Source organism: Xanthomonas cucurbitae (genome assembly GCF_002939885.1).
In the GTDB taxonomy this organism is placed as follows: domain Bacteria; phylum Pseudomonadota; class Gammaproteobacteria; order Xanthomonadales; family Xanthomonadaceae; genus Xanthomonas; species Xanthomonas cucurbitae.
Genome location: NZ_MDED01000012.1, coordinates 1 through 20428, shown reverse-complemented (window position 1 = coordinate 20428; position 20428 = coordinate 1). Strand labels below are relative to the sequence as shown.

Below are 20428 nucleotides of genomic sequence, written 5' to 3'. Positions count from 1 at the left end.
GCATGGGTGAGCGGTACCGACAACGGCTCGCATCACGTTAATCAAGCCGTGTGTACTATGACGGCCCGGCCACACCGGACCAGCGCCTGCGGTCCTGTTCCCTTCGCGCCGGACACCCGCCATCCGCACGCAATGCCCGCAGGCGATGCGCTGCGCAGCGATACTGGCCAGGGCCCGCCCCAGCTCTTTCTCCGGACTCCCTCACAACGGATTGGAATGCATCACGACACCAGCCTCATCGACATCATCGCCGTCGGCCTCGCGGTCGCTTTCGTGCTGGGCACGCTCGCACAGAAGGTGAAGCTCTCGCCACTGGTCGGCTACCTGCTGGCCGGCGTCTGCGTCGGGCCATTCACGCCCGGCTTCGTGGCCAACCAGGACATGGCCAACCAGCTGTCCGAGCTGGGCGTGATGCTGCTGATGTTCGGAGTGGGCCTGCATTTCTCGCTCGACGATCTGATGGAAGTGAAGTGGATCGCGGTACCCGGCGCGCTGGCGCAGATCGTGGTGGCCACCCTGCTCGGCTGGGCGCTGGCCTGGAGCATGGGCTGGCCGCTGATGCACGGGCTGGTGTTCGGCCTGGCGCTGTCGGTGGCCAGCACCGTGGTGCTGCTGCGCGCATTGGAAGAGCGCCGCTTGCTGGACACCCAGCGCGGCCGCATCGCGGTGGGCTGGTTGATCGTCGAAGACCTGGTGATGGTGATCGCGCTGGTGATGCTGCCAGCACTGGCCGAGGTGCTGGGAACCGGCGCGCCGGCCGCCACGCACGCAGGCCACTCTCCGTCGCTGCTGGCCGCGCTCGGCGTGACCGTGTTGAAACTGGTGGCCTTCGTCGCGGTGATGCTGGTGGTCGGGCGCCGGGTGATCCCGTGGTCGCTGGAAAAGGTCGCCGCCACCGGCTCACGCGAGCTGTTCACCCTGGCTGTGCTCGGCATCGCGCTGGGCGTGGCGTTCCTGTCGGCCACGCTGTTCGGCGTGTCGTTCGCGCTGGGTGCGTTCTTTGCCGGCATGCTGCTCAAGGAATCGGAACTGAGCCACAAGGCGGCCAACGATTCGTTGCCGCTACGCGACGCATTCGCCGTGCTGTTCTTCGTGTCGGTGGGCATGTTGTTCGACCCGATGATCCTGGTCGAACACCCCTGGCAGGTGCTGGCCACGTTCCTGACCGTGACGGTGGGCAAGTCGCTGGCGGCCTTCCTGATCGTGCGCGCATTCGGCCACCCCACCGGCACGGCGCTGACCATTTCCACCAGCCTGGCGCAGATCGGCGAGTTCTCTTTCATCCTGGCCGGCCTGGGCGTACAGCTGGCGATCCTGCCCGAGACCGGGCGCGATTTGATCCTGGCCGGCGCGCTGCTGTCGATCGTGGCCAACCCGTTCCTGTTCTCGTGGCTGGACCGTTGGCAGGCCCGGCAGGCGCAGGATGCGCCGGCGGTCGTGGAACCGGAGCTGCCGCCCGGCCCGCCACTGCCCACCAGCGGCCATGCCATCGTGATCGGCTATGGCCGCGTAGGCAGCGCGCTGGCGCAGTTGCTGCGCGGGCGTGGTGTCCCGGTGCTGGTGATCGACGACAACGGCGAGCATGTCGCCAAGGCGCATGCCGCCGGCATTCCCGGTATCCGCGGCAGCGCGGCCGCCGACCGGGTGCTGGCCGAGGCCAGCCCCGAACACGCCAAGATCGCAATCCTGGCCATCCCGCAACCGCTGGAAGCCGGCGAAGCCCTGGCCAAGCTGCGCGCGATCAATCCGTCGCTGACCCTGCTGGCGCGCGCGCACAGCGATGCGGAGGTGAAGCATCTGCTCGACCACGGCGCCGACGGCGCGGTGCTGGCCGAACGCGAACTGGCCTACTCGCTGGCCGAGATGGTGATGTCCACCCCGCCATATCGGGCGTTGAACGTGCCGGCGTCGTGAGCCTGCGACTTACTCCCGATGGCACACGGTCCATCGCCAAACCAAAGGATGCGCATGGAGCACTATCACGGCGATGGAGCCTGTCTCCGTCCTGGCGCAGGCGGTTTGGCAAGGCCCCGAGAAGCCACAGGCAACGCAGTTGCTACCGCCAACATCAGCGTGGCTTGACAGGCCGATACTGACGCCTTTCACCGTAAGCGGCGCCTTTGGTTTCGACATTCGCGCATAGGCGGCCCTCGCACAGGGTCACGTCCGCCGCGTTGTAGGCGCGCAGCAACTCCGCACGCAACTGATTGTCGCGGATCTCCTGGCGGTACTGGCTCAACAACCATCCACCACCGCCCAGCAACAGCAGCAGACTTCCCAGGACAACCGCAGCGCCTTTCCACAGCAGCAGGCGCTGCCCGCGCTCGATCCGCTTGAGTTGATCGGACAGCGACTGCGCGCCTTCGCCGATCAAGCCACCGGCTTGCTGTAGCCGCCTCTCGAAGCCGGCGACGGGTTGGTCCATTCCCTGCTGGATGCTTCGAATCAAGGTGTCGGGCACGCGCTGCAGCGTCTGCTCGGCCGAACGGGTGACCACAGTTGGCAGCGACTGGGCCACTTGCTCCAACTGCTGCGCAAGATGGCGTTGCAGGTGTTCCAATTCGGCGCATCGACGCTCGAACTGCTCCATCAAGGCAGCGGTCTTGCTGACCAGCTCCATCGGGTTCTGTGCATTCATTGTATGTCCGGCCTTCCTGGTGATGACGCCTACAGGCTGCGCGCGCCGACGCGCATGGTTTCCTGCTGTTGCAGCTCGGCCTGTTGCCGCTGCGCTTGCATCGCTTGCTGGACTGCCTGCTGTTCCTGCTGGTTCACCGTTTCGACGGCCTCGGCGCGCAATGCGCGGCCAGGCGGCTCATTGGCCAGCACCTGTGTCATCTGACGAAACTCATCACGGTCGCCGCTGCGTGCGGCGGCCAACATGCGGTCCAGAAACGCGCCCGGGTCGTCCTGCAGTGTTGGCGGCCTGCCCTGTGTCGACGATGCCGCACGCACATCCTGTGTGTCCTGCTTGAGCGGCACTTGCCACGTTTGCGGCGCATGGCTGCGCTCGCGGTCCTGCTGGAATTGCTGCATCTGCTGCCCCCAGCTGGGCGCATCCATTTCACGACGCCCGGCCCCTGGCTCCAACGGGCCGCGCAGGTGATCGATCCCATCGTGGACAAGTCCAGGAATTCCGCGCGAGTACAGCGTCACGCCCGCCCGCAGCGTTTCCACGTCATCGCGATACTTCCCGATCATCGGCGCGTACTGCCTGGCGAGCTGCTGCGTCGAAGGGTCTTCCAAGACGGATGTATCCAGTTTGCCGGCCCCATCGACTGGCAGGAAGTTATGCATGCGATGCGACTCACCCAGCTTGACAGCCGCAGACACCGGATCACGCGCATCCAATGCACCGGCGTCGTTGACATAATCAGCGGCCTTTAAAATAGCAATCTCGTGCGCTGTGGCATAGACCTGGACCTGGCCGTAATGGCGGCTTGCGGCGCTGACTGCATCGCCGGCCATGACGTGATTGATTACATCGCCGCCGCCCTCCGGGATCCGCCGATCCAGACTGACCGCGCCGTAGGCGTCGAAGGTCTGCCCCTTGAGCTTGAAGTGATGTGCAGTCACTTGCGCCAAATTACCACCAAGCGAGTGGCCTGCAACCGTCACATCGGGTGTTGGCAAGCCGGTACTGACATGCTTCTGCTCTGCATATTCCAAGGCGCCCCGGGTAAATGCAATGGCGTCCGCTACCTGTGCATTGTGACGGGTTGCGACCATTCCACCGTCGGCCAGTGCGCCGTCCAGGATGGGCTGACGATCGAACTCGCTTCCTCGGTGGACAACCACCATTTCCCTGGTATCGACCCTTTCGTAAATCACGCCCTGGTAGCCTGACGGCCTGTCTACATAGTCCAGACGTCTGAAAGCAATACCACCGATATCTACGATAGGGCTTGTCGGCCCCACCTTATCTGGCTTTTGATATGCATCATACGCAAGCGCAGCGTATTCCTGACTGGTCAGGCTCATGGGGCCACCTTCTCCGCCTCGAGAGTTACAACAAACAGATTTCTTCGATTGGGCTCAGCGTAACTCTCGGCAGATGGCATGCCTGTATCTGGAAAGTCATCGACACCACTTCTCGGATAGCCGCCTTTCCAAAAGTAGGTTTTCTTTGAGGCCGACTGCAGGATCTGCTGTTTCTCCAAGCTAGGCGCAAAGTCAGTCTCCTCATGTCTTCCACTTGCTTTCAGCGACATGCCGACCCCTGCCAACTCCCAGTGACACACACCCTTTCCATAATAATCTGCATCAATCATGCCATCTGCAAAGATCGTCGCCACATAGGTCGTGGCATCGATTTTTTTGAAGACTGCAGGAACACTATCTTCTTTTTGCTTGGACCAGACCCCGGCTATCGGCTCAATCGGGGTGCACAGCGTATGATTAGTCATCTGATAAAAAGCCGCGCCATCCACGAAACCAAACGGCCCCGGCGCATCTTCGATGGTCATGGTGATCCGATAGGCCTGCATAGGCTGCGGATTCTTCCGATAGATCGGATCACCGTCGGCGTCATGGGCCTGTACGTCCTTGGATTGCATAGTGGTCTCCTTTGCTCCGCAAGCGCACAGCAATGCGGCCAGGGAGATGCATAGCAGTGCGGTGGAGGTGCGATACACGATTGATTTGACCAATAAATGCTTCATTTCCGAGCCTACGCCGTTTTCATAGCTGCCTCAACAGGATTCGCCAGGGACCGAATCCAGCCGGTCGCCATCGCCAACATGAACGCAATAGACAACGGATTGCAAGCATCAAGCACCTTCTTATCGTTGGTGTGATCAGCAAGCTTCAGCGTGGCGTTTTCCCGCGACGCAACATAGATCTCCACGCGCCCACAATTCCAGCTTGCAGCGCTGACCACATCACCGGCCATGACGTGATTGATGACCTCATTGCCACCTTCGGGAATCCGACGATCCAGGCTGGTCGCTCCATAGGCGTTGAATGTCTGTCCTTTCAGTCCGAAATGGTGAGCGGTGACCTGGGTCAGGCCACCGCCGAGGGAATGCCCGGTCACAGTGACCTCGCGCTTCAGTCCATCACGTTTTTCTTGACGCTCCGCCAGCTCGATCGCCCGTTGTGTCAGCTCGATGGCATCGGCGGCCTGGGCATTGTGACGCGTCAGCACCATGCCGCCGTCAGCGTAAACCCCATCCTTTAAAAGCTCTCGATCAGGCTCGGTGCCGCGATGGGCGACGACTACCTCCTTAGTATCCACGTTCTGATAGACGACCCCCTGATATCCCGAAGGGCGATTCATGTACTCGAGACGCTGATATCGACCCTCTCCAATTGAAACAACAGGACTCTTTAATCCAACCATATCAGGCCTATTATAAGAGTCATTTGCGAGCGCTGCATAATCTTTGTCAGTTAGAGTCACGGCACTTCCCTCCTGGCAGACAAGGTCACCTTAAACAACTCTCCACGCAACTCATCCTTGAACTTAGCAGGGTCGCCTTCCCCAGTATCTGGAAAGTCTTCCAACTCGTCTCTTGGGTAGCCACCCTTCCAAAAATAAGTCGTCTTTTCGCCTAAACTAACAATCTGATCTTTTTCCAGGCTAGGCGAGAAGTTGGTTTCCTCTTTCTTACCACTCGCCTTTAAAGAAATTCCGACCCCGGTCAACTCCCAATGGCACACGCCCTTTCCATAATAATTGGCGTCAATCATGCCATCTGCAAAAATCGTGGCCACATAGGTCGTTGCATCGATTTTTTTGAAGACTGCAGGAACACTATCTTCTTTTTGCTTGGACCAGACCCCGGCTATCGGCTCAATCGGGGTGCACAGCGTATGATTAGTCATCTGATAAAAAGCCGCGCCATCCACGAAACCAAACGGCCCCGGCGCATCTTCGATGGTCATGGTGATCCGATAGGCCTGCATAGGCTGCGGATTCTTCCGATAGATCGGATCACCGTCGGCGTCATGGGCCTGTACGTCCTTGGATTGCATAGTGGTCTCCTTTGCCCCGCAAGCGCACAGCAATGCGGCCAGGGAGATGCATAGCAGTGCAGTGGAGGTGCGATACACGATTGATTTGGCCAATAAATGCTTCATCTCCGAGCCTACGCCGTTTTTATAGCCACCTCAACAAGATTCGCCAGGGACGGAATTCAGCCGATAGCCATCGCTCAGCATGAACGTGATGGACAACGGATTGCGAGCATCCAGCACCTTCTTATTGCTGGTGTGATTAGCACGCTTCAGCGTGGCGTTCTCCTGCGACGCAGCATAGATCTCCACGCGCCCGTGACTTCGGCTGGCGGCCCTGACTGCATCGCCGGCCATGACGTGATTGATTACATCGCCGCCGCCCTCCGGGATTCGCCGATCCAGACTGACCGTGCCGTAGGCGTCGAAGGTCTGCCCCTTGAGCTTGAAGTGATGTGCAGTCACTTGCGCCAAATTACCACCAAGCGAGTGGCCTGCAACCGTCACATCGGGTGTTGGCAAGCCGGTACTGACATGCTTCTGCTCTGCATATTCCAAGGCGCCCCGGGTAAATGCAATGGCGTCCGCTACCTGTGCATTGTGACGGGTTGCGACCATTCCACCGTCGGCCAGTGCGCCGTCCAGGATGGGCTGACGATCGAACTCGCTTCCTCGGTGGACAACCACTATTTCCCTGGTATCAACCCTCTGGTATATCACGCCTTGGTAGCCTGACGGCCTGTCCACATATTGCAAGCGTCGGACAGGCAACCCGCCAATGTCTACAATGGCGCTTCTCTCTCCAGTATCTTCAGGTCTGTCGTAGCCATCGCGAGTCAGCGCGGCATACTGCTGGCTGGTGAGACTCATGGGGCAACCCTCTCCGCATTGAGAGTTATACGAAATAAGTTACTCCGATTCGGCTCTGCGTATTTCTCAGCAAATTCCTCACCGAAGTCGACGTAACCCTCAAACTTACTTTTTGGAAACCCTCCCGACCAAAAAAAAGTTTTTTTTTGACTAGACTCATCAAAATATTTCTTTTCTAGACTAGGCGCAAAAGCTGTCTCCGCACTACTACCTGTCGCCTTTAAGGAAACGCCAATACCTCCAAATTCCCAGTGGCAGATTCCCTTGCCATAGTAGTCAGCATCGACCATGCCATCCGTATAAACCATCGCCATGTAAGCCGTATCGTCGACCCTATGAAAAGTAACAGGTATTGCATCTTCCTTCGGCTTTGTAGACATCCCCAACGCAGGGTCGAACGGCGCACATTCATCGCGATTCGTCATGTCATAGAATGCAGTACCTGACACTAATCCAAACGGCCCCGGCGCGTCCTTGATGGTCATGGTGATCCGATAGGCCTGCTTCGGATGCGGGTTCTTCCGATAGATCGGATCGCCGTCGGCGTCGCGGGCCTGTACGTCCTTGGATTGCATGGTGGTCTCCTTTGCTCCGCAAGCGCACAGCAATGCGGCCAGGGAGATGCATAGCAGCGTGGCTGAAGTGCGATACATGGTGTGAGTGGCCGATAACGCCTTGTTTCCGCAAGGCTACGTCCTTCCCTGGGTAGCAACAACACCTCTCCTGGTGCAAGGCCGTGCTGCTGATCGAATCGCGTGCGGGCCGCAGGGCTCCACCGATAGTCGACGACCGTCCACACATCCAGGCCAACACGAGCACGGCCAGCCCCCTGGTTACCAAAAAAACCGGAAACACACTTGATAATCATTCCCATCAAGAGCAGGATGGGCGCCCATTCCCCTGGCGGCCTCTTCCATGATATTTGCGGTTGGCGTCCTCAATGCATTGCCCAGCGTGCAGCTGTGCGAACTGCTGGGACGCATCGGCTATGGTTTCGTGGTGCTCGACCTGGAGCATGTGCTGCGTGCGCCCGATGAACTCGAACACGCCGTTCGCGCCTGCGAGCTGTCCGGCTGCGAGGCCTGGGTGCGGGTGCCGGAGGTGGACGAAAAACTGATCGGACGCGTACTCGATGCCGGCGCGCGCGGCATCGTGGTGCCACGCGCCGAATCGGACGCGCAGGTGGCGCAGGCCGTCGCCGCCGCGCGCTTTCCGCCGCTGGGCCGGCGTGGCATCACTGGCGGCCGTGTCACCGGCTTCGGCAATGTCGATCTGCCGACCTACATCGCCCAGGCCAATCGCGACATCCGCATCGTGCCGATGATCGAAAGTGCGGCCGGCATTGCCGCACTGGCGCAGATCCTGGCCGTGCCGGGCGTGGCGCTGGTGATGGAGGGCGCGTTGGATCTGGCGCTGGACCTTGGCCTGGGCCCGCAGCCCACGCATGCGCAGGTGTGGGAATTACTGCTGCAACTGCATGCGCAGTGCCGCGCGGCCGATGTGCCGTTCTGCCCCAATCCCCGCACCGATGCGCAACGCGCGCATTGGCTGCAGCAGCCGGAGCTGCGCTGGCTGCTCGCCGGCGAAGACCGCGCCCTGATCCAACGCGCACTGCGCGGCCATCTGGCCACCTTCGACACACCCACTTCCCTACCCGCCTGCAGGAGCACGCCGTAGATGCCCACCTTCCGTTTCCAAGCGCTGAGCCTGGCCATTCTGGCGGCCAGCCTGAGCCTGCCATTGCAGTTGCTGGCCGCCGATACACAGGCGACCGACACCGCCGAAGGCCAGACCCCCATCCGTGCGCTGGACGCCATCCAGGTGCAAGGCAGCCTGCTCGGCCGCTCCAAGCCCGATGATGTGCAGCGCTACGCCGGTAGCCGCCAGGTGATCGACCGCGCGCAATTGCGCAATGGCGGCAATCGTTCGCTGGACGATGCGCTGCAACGCGTGCCCGGCATCAAGATCTTCGACGAAACCGGCACCGGCGCGCTCCCGCAACTCATGTTGCGCGGCCTGTACGAAAGCCGCAGCGGCCGCGTGCAGGTGCTGGAAGACGGCATTCCGCTGGCATTGGCACCGTACGGGCAAACCAGCCTGTCGCTGTTTCCGGTGGAGCTGAACCAGATCGACCGCATCGATATCGTGCGCGGCGGCGCGGCGGTGCAGTACGGGCCGAACAATGTCGGCGGGGTGATCAACCTGGTCAGCAAGGAGATCCCCAGCGAATGGAGCACCACGCTGGCGCACAAGGTTACCGCCGGCGGCCAGGGCCAGTTCCTGCAGGACAGCGCACTCAGCAGCGGCGGCTATCTGACCGATAACTTCGGCATGCAGGTCGATGCCAACCGCACCTGGGGCGAGTACTGGCGCGCGCACAGCGATACCGACATCAGCAACCTGCGCGTGCGCGCGGAGTGGTGGCTGGACGACACCAAGTTGTTGAAGGCCAGCGTGCAGCGCTATCTGGTGGACATGGATCTGGCCGGCGCGCTCAGCCCGGCCGACTACCGGCGCGATCCGCGCCAGTCCACCCGCCCGCTGGACAGCTTCAATGGCCGCACCACGCGCGCGTCGCTGAGCTACGAACAGCTGCTGGGCGATTGGGGCCCGCTGCAGGACCTGCGGTTGGAGTGGACCAACTTCAGCGCGCGCAGCAGCCGCAACTTCGTCGTCGGCATGCGACAGGCCGCTACCGAAACCTGGCGCTCGGACCTGCCGCCGCAACTGCGCCAGACCGCGCCGCGCGACTTTCGCGTGGTTGGCAGCGAGCCGCGACTGACGTGGAACATGGGCACTGACGGCGGCGTGCGCCAGCAATGGACCGCCGGCGTACGCGCGGTGCGTGAGGACATCGATTTCCTGGTCGGCAACCTGCGCCTGCGTGATGGCCTGTTCACCACCGTGCGCGACTGGCAGTTCGAAGACCGCGCACTGGCGGCCTATGTCAGCAATGCCATCACCCTGCCGGACGAGCGCCTGACCATCACTCCCGGGCTGCGCTACGAGCGCCTGGATTCGCGCTACTTCAACCGCGCCACCGGCGTGCGCACGCTCAACCAGACCCGCGACGTGCTGCCGGGCCTGACGCTGGGCTTCCAGGCCAATGACCAGTGGTTCTTCTATGCCGACGGGCAGCGTTCGATGCGTGCGCCGCAGGTCACCCAGATCATCTTCGGCAACAACCTGGACGCCGAGCTGGCGTGGAATTACGAAGCCGGCACGCGCTACCAGCCCAACGACCGCACCCGCATCCAGGTCGGCGCCTACCTGATCGACTTCGATCAGCAGATCCAGCTGGACAACACCACCCGCGTGTTCCGCAACCTGGGCAAGACCCGCCACCAGGGCGGCGAGGTGGAACTGCAATGGAGCCCGGAGAACCTGCGCGCGCTCACCCTCAACGCCGGCTATGCGTATCTGGATGCCAGCCAGGAATCGGGTGCGTTCCGTGGCTTCCGCGTGCCCTTCACCTCGCGTAACCAGATCACCCTGGGCGGCAATTACGCGCTTGGTCACACCACGGTCGCGTTGTCGGGCTATTACTTCAGCAAGGCCTTCAGCGATGCTGCCAATACCGTGCAGGAGAATGCCATCGCCTCGGTCGGCCAGCTGCCGGCCTACATGGTCTGGAACACGCAGCTGAGCCACGCGCTGTTCGAACGCGATGGACAGAAATTCAGCGCATCGTTGGCGATCAACAACCTGTTCGACCGGCAGTACTGGTTCCGTGGCGTGGACACCAGCCCGTGGGGCCGCCAGGCCGCACCGGCCCGCACGTTCACCGCTGGCCTGGAGTACACGTTTTAGCAGACAACAAGCCAACGGCGGTGCCGTGGGTCGAACTGTCGATGGATGGCGCCGCCATGCCGATCTGATTCACGCCTGCTGAGCCGCTTGAGAAATCACGCTGCAGATCCAATGCAGATGCAATACACGACCGATGGACAGGGGCATCGGTCGCGCCTGATGGCGACGGCGATCGGTCTGCGATCGCCCTGGAAACAGACCGCGTGCACGCAGCACGCGGCATTGCGATCGCTGCATCGCAGGCCACCCAACGCCCTTGGCGGCGCCAGGCAGCCCGTTTCAGTACCGGTTCTTCCACCGTCCCTGTCGAACGAGAGCTGCCATGAACGCTGTCCCCCACGCACCACTGGTGATCCTGAGCCACGTCTGCCACCCGGCCATCACCGACGGCTTTGTGCCCGTCGCCCAGGCACAAAGCATCCCGGTCTGGCTGCTGACCGACCATCGACTCGATCACCTTGCCTATTACCGCGACCATCCGGCGCATGCGCCGCAGCGGGTGATCGAATGCGATGTCTTCAATCCACTGGGCGTGCTGGACGTACTGCACGATGCCGATGTAGCGCCGCGTGCGGTCTTCAGCAATAGCGACCATCTACAGACCAGCACCGCGTTGGTGGCGGCCGGCCTGGGGCTGCCTGGCAAGGATTGGCAGGTGTGCTACGCCGCCAAGAACAAGGCCGCGATGCGGCAGCGCCTGCGCGCGCGTGGGCTGCCCTGCCCGTGGTTCTGCACCCTGGCACCCGGCGCCACGCTGCCGGCACAGATTCCATGGCCGGTGGTGGCCAAACCGCGCGAAGGCGTGGCCAGCCTGGACGTACGCCACTGCACCGATGCGGCCCAGTTGCAGGCCTATCTGGACGATGTCTGGCAGCGGCATCCGCAGCGCACGGTGCTGCTGGAAGGCATGCTGCACGGGCCGCTGTTCACCCTGGAAACACTGGGCGACGGACACACGCTGCAGCCCATCGGCGGGTTCAAGGTGCGGCTGTCGCCGCCGCCGCATTTTGTCGAATGCGAAGCGCAGTGGGATGGTGATGTGCACACACCGGTGATCGCGCAGGCCTTGCAGCAATTGCGCAGCTTCGGTGTGAACTTCGGACTGTGCCATAGCGAATTCATCCTCACCGCCACCGGCCCGGTGCTGGTGGAGATCAACTACCGCAGCATCGGCGACCGCCGCGAATTCCTGCTCGATGCCATGTTCGGCCAGCAGTGGTTCGCGGCCGCGCTGGCACCGCATCTGGGCCAGCCGCTGCCGCAGTTGCATAGCGCGCGTACGCATGCACTGTTGCGCTATTACCTGGCCGAGCACGACGGCGAGCTGATCGCCGCCAGCGAAGACCGCCAGCACCGCGATGCGCGCTGCGATCTGCAGTACCGGCGCATGCGCGCACCGGGCGAGCGCATCCAGCTGAGCCATTCCAACAAGGATTACCTGGGCGTACTGAGCGCACTGGCCAGCGATGCGCAGGCGCTGCAACAGGCGGTGGTGCAGGCCGAAGCCGGCCTGCACTGGCGGATCGAGCATCCGGAGCTGCGCGCATGAGCCGTGCCATGGACCAACGCTATATCGCTACGCGCATCATCGATGCCTGCCTGCGCGAAGACCTGCGCGCGATCGTCAGCCATGGTGGCCCGGCATTCCCCGATGCGGATGTTCTGGCGCAGTGGCCTGGAGCCGTCCCGGGCGATGGCTGGTGGAAGATTGCGCATCTGCCCGACGGCACGCTGTGGCTGCCCATCCGCCGCCGCGGCCTGCTGCAGGCCATCAGCGCCTGCGACGACCGTTGGCTGGTGCAGGGCGCGGGCGCTGCCCAACTCGAGCAAGGCACCCGGGCATGGCTGCACCGCATGGCCAACGGCCTCGATGCGGACACCCAGCGCCTGCACCAGGCCTACGCCGACGAGGCCGATTGCGCTGCAAGCCACCGTGCCCTGGCACGGCAGGCGTATGCCGCGCAGGCACCGGCACTGGCCGAGGCACTGCACTACACCGATGCCGCCGAGCGTGCCTATCGCTGCGATCAGCTGGCCAGCTACCGCGACCATCCGTTCTACCCCACTGCACGCGCCAAGGCCGGGCTGGAGCCTGCCGAATTGCGCGACTACGCGCCGGAATTTGCGCCCAGTTTCGCGCTGCGCTGGCTGGCGCTGCCGCAGACACAGCTCAGCTGCACCAGCCCACCGCCGATAGACCTGTGGCCGACATTCGCCGACGTGGGCTTGCCGCCCGCGCTTGCCGCCACCCACGGGCTGTGGCCGGTGCACCCGCTGGTGTGGGAGCGCCTGGAGCAACCCGGCTTCGACCTACCTGCCGGCGCTGTGCGCGCACCGCAGCCCTGGTTGCAGGTGCGCCCTGGCCTGTCGGTGCGCACCTTGGTGCCGCTGCAGCACCCGCAGTTGCATCTGAAGCTGCCGATCCCGATGCGCACGCTGGGCGCGTTGAATCTGCGTCTCATCAAACCTTCCACCTTGTACGACGGCCACTGGCTGGAACGCGCCTTGCGGCTGATCGATGCGCACGATGCGGCGCTGCGCGGCCGCTGCGTTTTCGTGGACGAATCGCATGGCGGGCATGTCGGCCAGGCGCGGCATCTGGCCTATCTGCTGCGCCGGTACCCGCCGCTGGAGGACACCACGCTGGTGCCGGTGGCGGCGCTGTGCGCCCTGCTGCCCGATGGCCGGCCGATGGCGGTCCATCTGGCCAAGCGGTTTACGCAAGGCGACATCCACGCCTGGTGGCGCGACTACACCGAGCTCCTGCTGGCCGTGCATCTGCGGCTGTGGTTGCGCTACGGCATTGCACTGGAGGCCAATCAACAGAACAGCGTGCTGGTGTATGCCCCTGGCCGGCCCACCCGGCTGCTGATGAAGGACAACGACGCCGCGCGCATCGCCATGCCGCAGTTGCGCGCGCAGCTGCCGCTGATTGACGCGCTGGGCCCGCTGCACGATGCACGTATCGCCGTGAACGATGCGCAGGCGCTGGCACAGATGTTCTGCACCATCGTGCTGCAACTGGATTTGCAGGCGGTGCTGGACGGCCTGGCCGAATGGCAGCCCGAGTTGCGCGCGGCATTGCTTGCGCAGCTGCAGCAGCAATTGCTGCAGACCCTGGCGCAGCTGGACGCCGAAGGCATCGACACCGCGCCCGCATATCGCCTGCTGGCCGCGCCCCGGCTGCCGGTGAAATACCTGCTCAGCGCCGGCAGCCTGCTCAGCAAGCAGCTCACCGGCGCGGCCGACATCAACAAGTTCTACGGCGACAGCGCGCCCAATCCCTTCGGCACCGCGTTCGCCAGTGCGCCGCCATCGCCGCGCCGACAGGCCGGAGCACGCCAATGAGGCGTGTTTTAGGCCCGGTGCTGGCAGCACACTACCTGGCGGCCTTCACCGCACTGGGTATGCCGCTATTCCTGCCGCAGGTGCTGGCCGATCTGGCGCCGGGCGCCGCAGTGGGCTGGAGCGGCGTACTGTATGTACTGCCGACGCTGTGCACGGCACTGACTGCCAGCAGCTGGGGGCGGCTGGCCGATCGCTACGGGCGCAAACGCTCGTTGCTACGCGCACAGCTGGGGTTGGCGCTGGGTTTTGCCATCGCCGGCTTCGCGCCCACGCTGACCTGGCTGGTGGTTGGTCTGGTCGTGCAAGGCGCCTGCGGCGGCTCGCTGGCGGCGGCCAACGCGTACCTGGCCAGCCAACCGCAGGCCGGCCCGCTGGCACGCGCATTGGACTGGACGCAGTATTCCGCACGGCTGGCCATGGTCAGCGCACCTGCGTTGCTGGGGCTTGCGCTGGCACTGGGCCCGGCGCAGTCGCTGTACCGCGCGCTGGCGCTATTGCCGCTGATCGCGTTCGCGCTGACCTGGCGGCTGCCGGCCGACCCGCCACCGCTGCGGCCGGTTGCCGCTGCCACTGTGGATACGACCAGCATGCCGCCCGCGCATGCAGCACCAGCGACTCTGTCGCTCTGGCCTGCGCTGCTGCTCGCGCAGTTCCTGTTCTGCTTCGCGATGGTGGTGACGTTCCCATACTTCATTCCCTACGCACTGGCGCGCGGCGCTGGACACGATGCACTGGCCGGGCTGCTCTACAGCCTGCCGCACCTGGTCTACCTAGTGGTGCTGCCATGGTGGCGGCGCGGCGATGGCGAGCGGTGGCTGGTCCCCGGCCTGGCACTGTTCGCGCTGGCCTGCGTGTGGCAGGCGGTGCTGCACGATCCCATCGCACTGGCCGGCGCGCGCCTGTTGTTCGGCGTCGGTATGCTGGCCGCCCTGCGCGGGCTCAATCGCAGCCTGGCGCTGGTGGCCAGCGGGCATGGCGCCGGGCGCCTGTTCGGCCGCTTCGATGCCTGCGGCAAATGGGCCGGCGTGCTCGCTGGCGCCGCTGCGGGTGCGCTGACCCAGGCCGCCGGGAATGCCGTCCCCTTTCTTGCCGCTGCGCTGGCTGCGGCCGCTGCTGCACTCACCGTTCTGGTGCGCTTTCCTTCAAGGAGACCTGCCGATGTCCCCGCACACGATGCATGACCCCTGGTACACCACCATGGCCGACGCGCAGGCCTGCACCTGCTGGCTGAACTGCTACCTGCGCGAGTTCGCCATTCCGCGTCGCACCGCCGACTTCGACTACCGCGGGCTGGATCGCCCCGGCCCACGCGTGGCCGAGCAGCGCTGGCTGCGCATCGACCTGGGCGAGACCGGCACGCTCTGCGTCCGCATCGCCTATGCCGACCGCCTGGGGCGCTGCCGCTTCGCGTCCACGCCCTTCCTCAAGGCCACCGGCCAGCCGTGGCGTAGCCTGGATGCGCCTGCACTGGCGCGTTGCCTGCTGCAATCGCTGGGCAGTACGCACGCGGTCAACCCGGAACTGCTTGCGCAGAGTGCCAACAGCGTGGCGATCACCACCGCGGCCCTGCGTCAGGCGCAGTACCGAGCACCGACCGGCGAGGCGATGATCGACGCCGAACAGTCGCTGCTGTGGGGCCATGCATTGCATCCCACACCGAAGAGCCGCGAAGGTGTCGCGCTCGAACAGGTCCTGGCATGCGCACCGGAAGCGCGTGCGGCATTCCCGTTGTTCTGGTTTCGCATCGACCCGCGCCTGCTGCGGACACAGGGCGCCGATGTCCGCGCCAGCCTGCGGCAACTCAGCGGCACCGACGCGCTCTACCCCTGCCACCCGTGGGAAGCACAACGGCTGCTCGACGACCCGCTGCTGCGCACGCTGCAATCGCGCGGGTTGATCGAACCGGTGGGGCCTTGCGGCGAGCTGCTATGGCCCACCTCCTCAGTGCGCACGCTGTATCACCCGCAGCTGGACTACTTCCTCAAATGTTCGGTGCATGTGCGGCTGACCAACTGCGTGCGCAAGAACGCCTGGTACGAACTGGAAAGCGCAGTCGCCCTCACCGAGCTGCTGGCGCCGAGCTGGCGCGCGTTGGCGGCGCAGGTGCCGGGCTTCGATGTGATGCTGGAACCGGCAGCCACCTCGCTGGAGGTGGCGCAGGTGGATCGCGCCCTGCACGATGCCGACCCGCTGGCGGCGCGCGCGCTGTCGGAGAGTTTCGGCATTCTGTATCGCAAGACCATTCCCGCCGCGCAGCGCGCACGCTGGCAGCCGCAAGTGGCCGCCGCCCTGTTCACCTGCGATGCGCAGGGCAACAGTGTGTGTGCCGCACGCCTGCAGGCGCTGGCCGGCCCACGGATGGATCGGCATACCCGCACCGTGCGGTGGTTCCGCGCCTACGCAGGGCTGTTGCTGGACGGCGTCTGGAGCGCACTGTTCCAGCATGGCATTGCACTGGAGCCGCACCTGCAGAACACCGTGATCGGGTTTGCCGACGGCTGGCCCACGCGCGTGTGGATCCGCGATCTGGAAGGCACCAAGCTGCTCGCCCACCATTGGCCGGAAGCGCGCCTGCAGGGTGTGGGCGAACGCGCACGGCAATCGCTGTACTACACGCCGGAACAAGGTTGGAACCGGGTGGCGTATTGCGCACTGGTCAACAACCTGGCCGAGGCGATCTTCCACCTGAGCGAGAGCGATGCGGTGCTGGAAACGCGCCTGTGGCACTGCGTGGGGGAGATGGCGATACGTTGGCAGCAGCGTCACGGCGCACAACCAGCGCTGCAGGGGCTGATCGATGGCGCGCCGCTGCCGGGCAAGAACAATCTTGGCACGCGCCTGCTGCAACGCGCCGACCGCCAGGCCGATTACACCGCACTGCCCAACCCCATTGCGGCGCTCGCCATCGCGCGTCGGGTGGCCGCATGAGCCTGCGCATCGACACCACTGCGGTGATGCGCGCATTGCCACGGCTGCGTGCCGACAGCGACGGCCCGCTGTGCGCCTATGTCTACGATCTGGCCGCTCTGGACGCGCACGCCGCCTGGATGCGCGCGCAACTGCCTGGCCACTGCGACCTGTTCTACGCGGCCAAGGCCAATGCGCAGGCGCCCATCCTGCGCACGCTCGCCGCGCATGTGGATGGCTTCGAAGCCGCCTCCGGTGGCGAACTGGCCTGGTTGCACGCGCAGCAACCGCAGGCGCCATTGCTGTTCGGCGGGCCAGGTAAACTGGACAGCGAGCTGGCCCAGGCCACTGCCCTGCCCGACTGCAGCATGCATGTGGAAAGCATCGGCGAACTGCAGCGCCTGGACGCCATCGCGGCGCAGGCCGACCGCTGCGTGCCGGTGTTCCTGCGCATGAATATCGCCGTGCCTGGGGCGCAGAGCACGCGGCTGATGATGGGCGGCCAGCCCTCGCCATTCGGCCTGGACCCGCAGGATCTGGATGCGGCCATGCAGCTGTTGCGCATCAGCCCGTCGCTGCGGTTGCAGGGCTTCCATTTCCACCTGATGTCGCACCAGCGCGATGCCGGTGCGCAGCTGCAGTTGATCGGCGCCTATCTGCGCACCGTGCAGCAGTGGCGACAGGCCTACGCGCTCGGGCCGTTGCGAGTGAACGCCGGCGGTGGGTTCGGCGTGGACTACCTGGCGCCGGAGGCCTCGTTCGACTGGGCCGGCTTCTGCGCCGGGTTGCCGGGGCTGCTGCGCGAGCACGGCAGCGAACTACGCCTGCGGCTGGAACCGGGCCGCTATGTCAGCGCCAGCTGCGGCTGGTACCTGATGGAAGTGCTGGACATCAAGCGCAGCCACGGCCAGTGGTTCGCCATTGCCCGTGGCGGCACCCACCATTTCCGCACTCCGGCCGCGCAGGCCCACGACCACCCCTTTCGCGTGTTGCGCGGCCCCCGCGCACCAGTCATCAGCGACACGCCGGTGACCCTGGTCGGCCAACTGTGCACGCCCAAGGACGTGCTGGCGCGCCAGCAACCGGTGGCCGCGCTCGCCCCCGGCGATTGCCTGGCCTTCCCGTTGGCCGGCGCCTATGCGTGGAATATTTCGCACCAGCAGTTCCTGATGCACCCGCCACCACAGATGGTGTTCTTGCCGGTCGATGGCTGAGCGACTCGATCGCATGCATCTGCACTGTCCATTGCACAACTGCTGTCTCAGAGGTGGCTATCACCCGTGGCCACCGGTATCCGGATATCGGCGCGCAGAGTCGCTTCAGGTGTTTCTTCCGGGTCATCCAGGAACAGGTAATGCACGGGCGCCTCGCGCAGCACATAGCCACTACCTGGCAGCCAGAAGGCCAACATGCAATCCAGCGCGTCCTCCAGCCCCGCATAGGAACCTACCTGACGCAGCACCGCGTGCAGGCCGCCATTGAGATGGCGCAGCTGCAAGGGCGCTGCGGGGGTGGCGAAGGCGGATGTGGCGAAACCGACGCCGCACTCGAACAGGTGCGCATGCGCCGGCACATCACGATGATCGCTCAGCGGTAGCCCGACCAGGCACTGCAGATGATCGACGACGCCGGTGCGCGCGGCCCAGGCCACGATCTGGCCGAAGCCGCGATCCAGATCGTCGAATGCCCCACGCTTGCGCAGCACCACCAGCTCGAACGGCTCCAGCGTCTGCACGCTGACCGCCAGCGGTGCCGATGCGACGCGCGCGCCCGACGGCGGTGCGGACAGCTGCTGCAATTTGCTGGCACGTAGCGCCGGGCTTGCACGCAAGACGCTGGGGCTGGCCTGCAAGGCATTGCGGCAGGCACGCGCCAAGGCCTGCGGGGTCTGGTAGCCCACCGCCAGCGCGACCTCGGTCACCGATGCATCGCCGCGCCCCAGCAGATGCAGTGCCTGGCTCAACCGCAGCCGCGCAACCGTCTGCCCCACCGGCTCACCGGTGAGCGCGCGATAGACCCGATGAAAGTGATACGGCGACTGATGCGCGATGGCGGCCAATTCGGCCAGATCCGGCAGTGCCGCGCCACTGCGCACGACAGTCTGCAAATGCGCAACCACGCGCTCCACACCGCGCTGCCAACCGCTAACGGATGAGTCTGCTGCTTGCATGATGATGGCTCCCTGGCGACGGCATCAGCATCGCCGGATTGGTCGACGTGCGCGGTCCCGATCTTGCGCATTCGAGGCCACGGACGAAGTTGCGCACCATCTCACCGGTCACCGCCTGCGGAAACGCCGACACGCCATCGGCCGCCACGCCGTGGCCAGCAGCGCCGCGCGCTCGCGCGCGAAGGCATCTGCATCCGGGTGGCCCAGCAGGTTGGTCAGCCACAGGGTCAAGCAATCCACCAGCACGCAGCGCCGCGGCGGCGCCAGCGCCTGCAGGGTGGCGGCCAGGGCAATGGGTTCTTCCACGCACTGCCAGTGCGCCGGGCGCCGGGCGCCGGCTACGGTGATGCGCAATGCGCTGCTGCATTTCCGCGTTGAAGGCCTGCGCGGTGGCGATGTAGGCCACCTCGGCGGCCGTACCGGCGGCGAGAGCGCCCGCGGCCAGGCGTTCGGCCAGTGCGCTCTTGCCGGAACGGGCGCCTCCCAGGATCAAGTGCCGCATGGCGGGTCCTTGCAGGTGAGCCGCCTCAAGGCGGCGGTCTCCGGATGCGTGTGCACCGCATCGGCCAGGCGCTCGAACGTGGCCTTGCGCAGCGCGGCGATATCTACCGGCAGCGCCTGCAGCATCGCCGCGGTGGTCATCAGCAGCAGCATCGGGCGCGACCCAAGGTCATGCCACACGTCAGCACATCACCGGGCAGCGCACGCACGCATGCCTACAGCTCGATGCCGAGCTGCGCCTTGATGCCGGCGTTGAAGGCATGCTTGACCAGCCGCATCTCGGTGACCGTGTCTGCCACCTCGATCAACTCGGCAGGCGCTCCGCGTCCGGTGATGACCACATGCTGCCCCGGCGGACGCGCGGTCACTGCGGCCAGCACCTCGTCCAACGCAACATAGTCCTTCACCAAGGCGATAGTGAGTTCGTCCAACAGCACGAAGTCGTAGCGCGCATCGGCCAGCATGCCGCCTGCGCGGCGGCGATGTCCACGTTGCGGTCCTGGGTTTCCCAGGTGAAGCCTTTGCCCATTACGTGCTAATCGAGCAGGTCGGGAAAACGGCGAAAGAATGCCTCTTCACCCATTGAAAACGTGCCCTTGATGAACTGCACCACGCCGCAGTACAGGCCATGCCCCAGCGAGCGCGCCAGCATGCCGAAGCCGGACGAACTCTTGCCCTTGCCGTTGCCGGTATTGACCAGCAATACGCTGCGGTCGATCACTGCGCGCGCGATGCGCCGGTCCACCAGTTCCTTCTTGCGTTGCGCGCGTTAGCGCTAATCCTACTGTGTCATAAAAATGTTATTCTGCAGGCAATCCACACCGTGCTGAGATGAACATGGCCGCAGTCAGTCACCAAGCGCGTTTT

The 20428-nt window shown here is 64.5% G+C and carries 15 protein-coding genes and 5 pseudogenes; 8 read left to right on the top strand and 12 right to left on the bottom strand.

The window, feature by feature from the left end; all coding sequences use genetic code 11:
* Positions 1 to 216: 216 nt before the first annotated feature.
* Positions 217 to 1914 (top strand): YbaL family putative K(+) efflux transporter, encoded by a 1698-nt coding sequence (gene ybaL, locus XcuCFBP2542_RS08240; protein ID WP_104603119.1) that lies wholly within the window; start codon positions 217 to 219, stop codon positions 1912 to 1914.
* Between the two features lie 154 nt (positions 1915 to 2068).
* Here ybaL and XcuCFBP2542_RS08235 read toward each other — a convergent pair whose 3' ends face one another.
* From XcuCFBP2542_RS08235 to XcuCFBP2542_RS08200, 7 genes and pseudogenes are all read right to left on the bottom strand, one after another.
* Positions 2069 to 2638, bottom strand: coding sequence for a relaxation protein (locus tag XcuCFBP2542_RS08235; protein WP_104603118.1), 570 nt, complete (start codon positions 2636 to 2638; stop codon positions 2069 to 2071).
* 29 nt (positions 2639 to 2667) lie between these two features.
* Positions 2668 to 3981: a DUF6792 domain-containing protein gene (locus XcuCFBP2542_RS08230; protein ID WP_104603117.1), complete on the bottom strand. Its 1314-nt coding sequence runs from the start codon at positions 3979 to 3981 to the stop codon at positions 2668 to 2670.
* On the bottom strand, positions 3978 to 4556 hold the full coding sequence (locus tag XcuCFBP2542_RS08225) for a hypothetical protein (RefSeq protein WP_104603176.1): 579 nt from the start codon (positions 4554 to 4556) through the stop codon (positions 3978 to 3980). Before XcuCFBP2542_RS08225 ends, XcuCFBP2542_RS08230 begins: the two co-directional genes overlap by 4 nt.
* A gap of 179 nt (positions 4557 to 4735) precedes the next feature.
* Positions 4736 to 5401 (bottom strand): annotated as a pseudogene (locus tag XcuCFBP2542_RS19345) (Tle-like phospholipase domain-containing protein); the annotation flags it as partial.
* Entirely contained in the window at positions 5398 to 5976 is a 579-nt protein-coding gene (locus XcuCFBP2542_RS08210) for a hypothetical protein (protein ID WP_249027631.1), read from the bottom strand. The pseudogene XcuCFBP2542_RS19345 and the gene XcuCFBP2542_RS08210, both read right to left, overlap by 4 nt.
* A gap of 156 nt (positions 5977 to 6132) precedes the next feature.
* A pseudogene (locus tag XcuCFBP2542_RS08205) lies at positions 6133 to 6825 on the bottom strand (DUF6792 domain-containing protein); the annotation flags it as partial.
* On the bottom strand, positions 6822 to 7400 hold the full coding sequence (locus XcuCFBP2542_RS08200) for a hypothetical protein (RefSeq protein WP_104603114.1): 579 nt from the start codon (positions 7398 to 7400) through the stop codon (positions 6822 to 6824). The gene XcuCFBP2542_RS08200 and the pseudogene XcuCFBP2542_RS08205, both read right to left, overlap by 4 nt.
* Before the next feature lie 340 nt (positions 7401 to 7740).
* On the opposite strand from XcuCFBP2542_RS08200, the gene XcuCFBP2542_RS08195 reads away from it, so the two are divergent.
* From XcuCFBP2542_RS08195 to XcuCFBP2542_RS08165, 7 genes are all read left to right on the top strand, one after another.
* Complete coding sequence (locus tag XcuCFBP2542_RS08195) at positions 7741 to 8502, top strand: HpcH/HpaI aldolase family protein (RefSeq protein WP_104603113.1); 762 nt, start codon at positions 7741 to 7743, stop codon at positions 8500 to 8502.
* Positions 8503 to 10635, top strand: coding sequence for a TonB-dependent receptor family protein (locus tag XcuCFBP2542_RS08190; protein ID WP_104603112.1), 2133 nt, complete (start codon positions 8503 to 8505; stop codon positions 10633 to 10635).
* A gap of 322 nt (positions 10636 to 10957) precedes the next feature.
* Complete coding sequence (locus XcuCFBP2542_RS08185; RefSeq protein WP_167526927.1) at positions 10958 to 12184, top strand: ATP-grasp domain-containing protein; 1227 nt, start codon at positions 10958 to 10960, stop codon at positions 12182 to 12184.
* A complete protein-coding gene (locus XcuCFBP2542_RS08180) occupies positions 12181 to 13983 on the top strand; it encodes an IucA/IucC family protein (protein ID WP_104603110.1) in 1803 nt (600 codons plus the stop codon). The genes XcuCFBP2542_RS08185 and XcuCFBP2542_RS08180 overlap by 4 nt, the downstream gene beginning before the upstream one ends.
* A complete protein-coding gene (locus XcuCFBP2542_RS08175) occupies positions 13980 to 15164 on the top strand; it encodes an MFS transporter (protein WP_104603109.1) in 1185 nt (394 codons plus the stop codon). The genes XcuCFBP2542_RS08180 and XcuCFBP2542_RS08175 overlap by 4 nt, the downstream gene beginning before the upstream one ends.
* Positions 15142 to 16911 carry an IucA/IucC family protein gene (locus XcuCFBP2542_RS08170; RefSeq protein ID WP_104603108.1) on the top strand — a complete coding sequence of 590 codons (1770 nt, stop codon included), beginning with the start codon at positions 15142 to 15144 and terminating at the stop codon, positions 16909 to 16911. Before XcuCFBP2542_RS08175 ends, XcuCFBP2542_RS08170 begins: the two co-directional genes overlap by 23 nt.
* Positions 16908 to 18104: a type III PLP-dependent enzyme gene (locus XcuCFBP2542_RS08165; RefSeq protein ID WP_104603107.1), complete on the top strand. Its 1197-nt coding sequence runs from the start codon at positions 16908 to 16910 to the stop codon at positions 18102 to 18104. The genes XcuCFBP2542_RS08170 and XcuCFBP2542_RS08165 overlap by 4 nt, the downstream gene beginning before the upstream one ends.
* 47 nt (positions 18105 to 18151) lie before the next feature.
* Here XcuCFBP2542_RS08165 and XcuCFBP2542_RS08160 read toward each other — a convergent pair whose 3' ends face one another.
* From XcuCFBP2542_RS08160 to cobO, 5 genes and pseudogenes are all read right to left on the bottom strand, one after another.
* Positions 18152 to 19060, bottom strand: coding sequence for an AraC family transcriptional regulator (locus XcuCFBP2542_RS08160; RefSeq protein ID WP_104603106.1), 909 nt, complete (start codon positions 19058 to 19060; stop codon positions 18152 to 18154).
* Positions 19061 to 19136: 76 nt separating this feature from the next.
* A pseudogene (locus XcuCFBP2542_RS20000) lies at positions 19137 to 19223 on the bottom strand (nicotinate-nucleotide--dimethylbenzimidazole phosphoribosyltransferase); the annotation flags it as partial.
* Positions 19211 to 19562, bottom strand: a pseudogene (locus XcuCFBP2542_RS08155) (bifunctional adenosylcobinamide kinase/adenosylcobinamide-phosphate guanylyltransferase); the annotation flags it as partial. The pseudogenes XcuCFBP2542_RS20000 and XcuCFBP2542_RS08155, both read right to left, overlap by 13 nt.
* Entirely contained in the window at positions 19550 to 19714 is a 165-nt protein-coding gene (locus XcuCFBP2542_RS19575) for a hypothetical protein (protein ID WP_158251442.1), read from the bottom strand. The pseudogene XcuCFBP2542_RS08155 and the gene XcuCFBP2542_RS19575, both read right to left, overlap by 13 nt.
* Before the next feature lie 62 nt (positions 19715 to 19776).
* Positions 19777 to 20309 (bottom strand): annotated as a pseudogene (gene cobO, locus XcuCFBP2542_RS08150) (cob(I)yrinic acid a,c-diamide adenosyltransferase).
* Positions 20310 to 20428 lie beyond the last annotated feature (119 nt).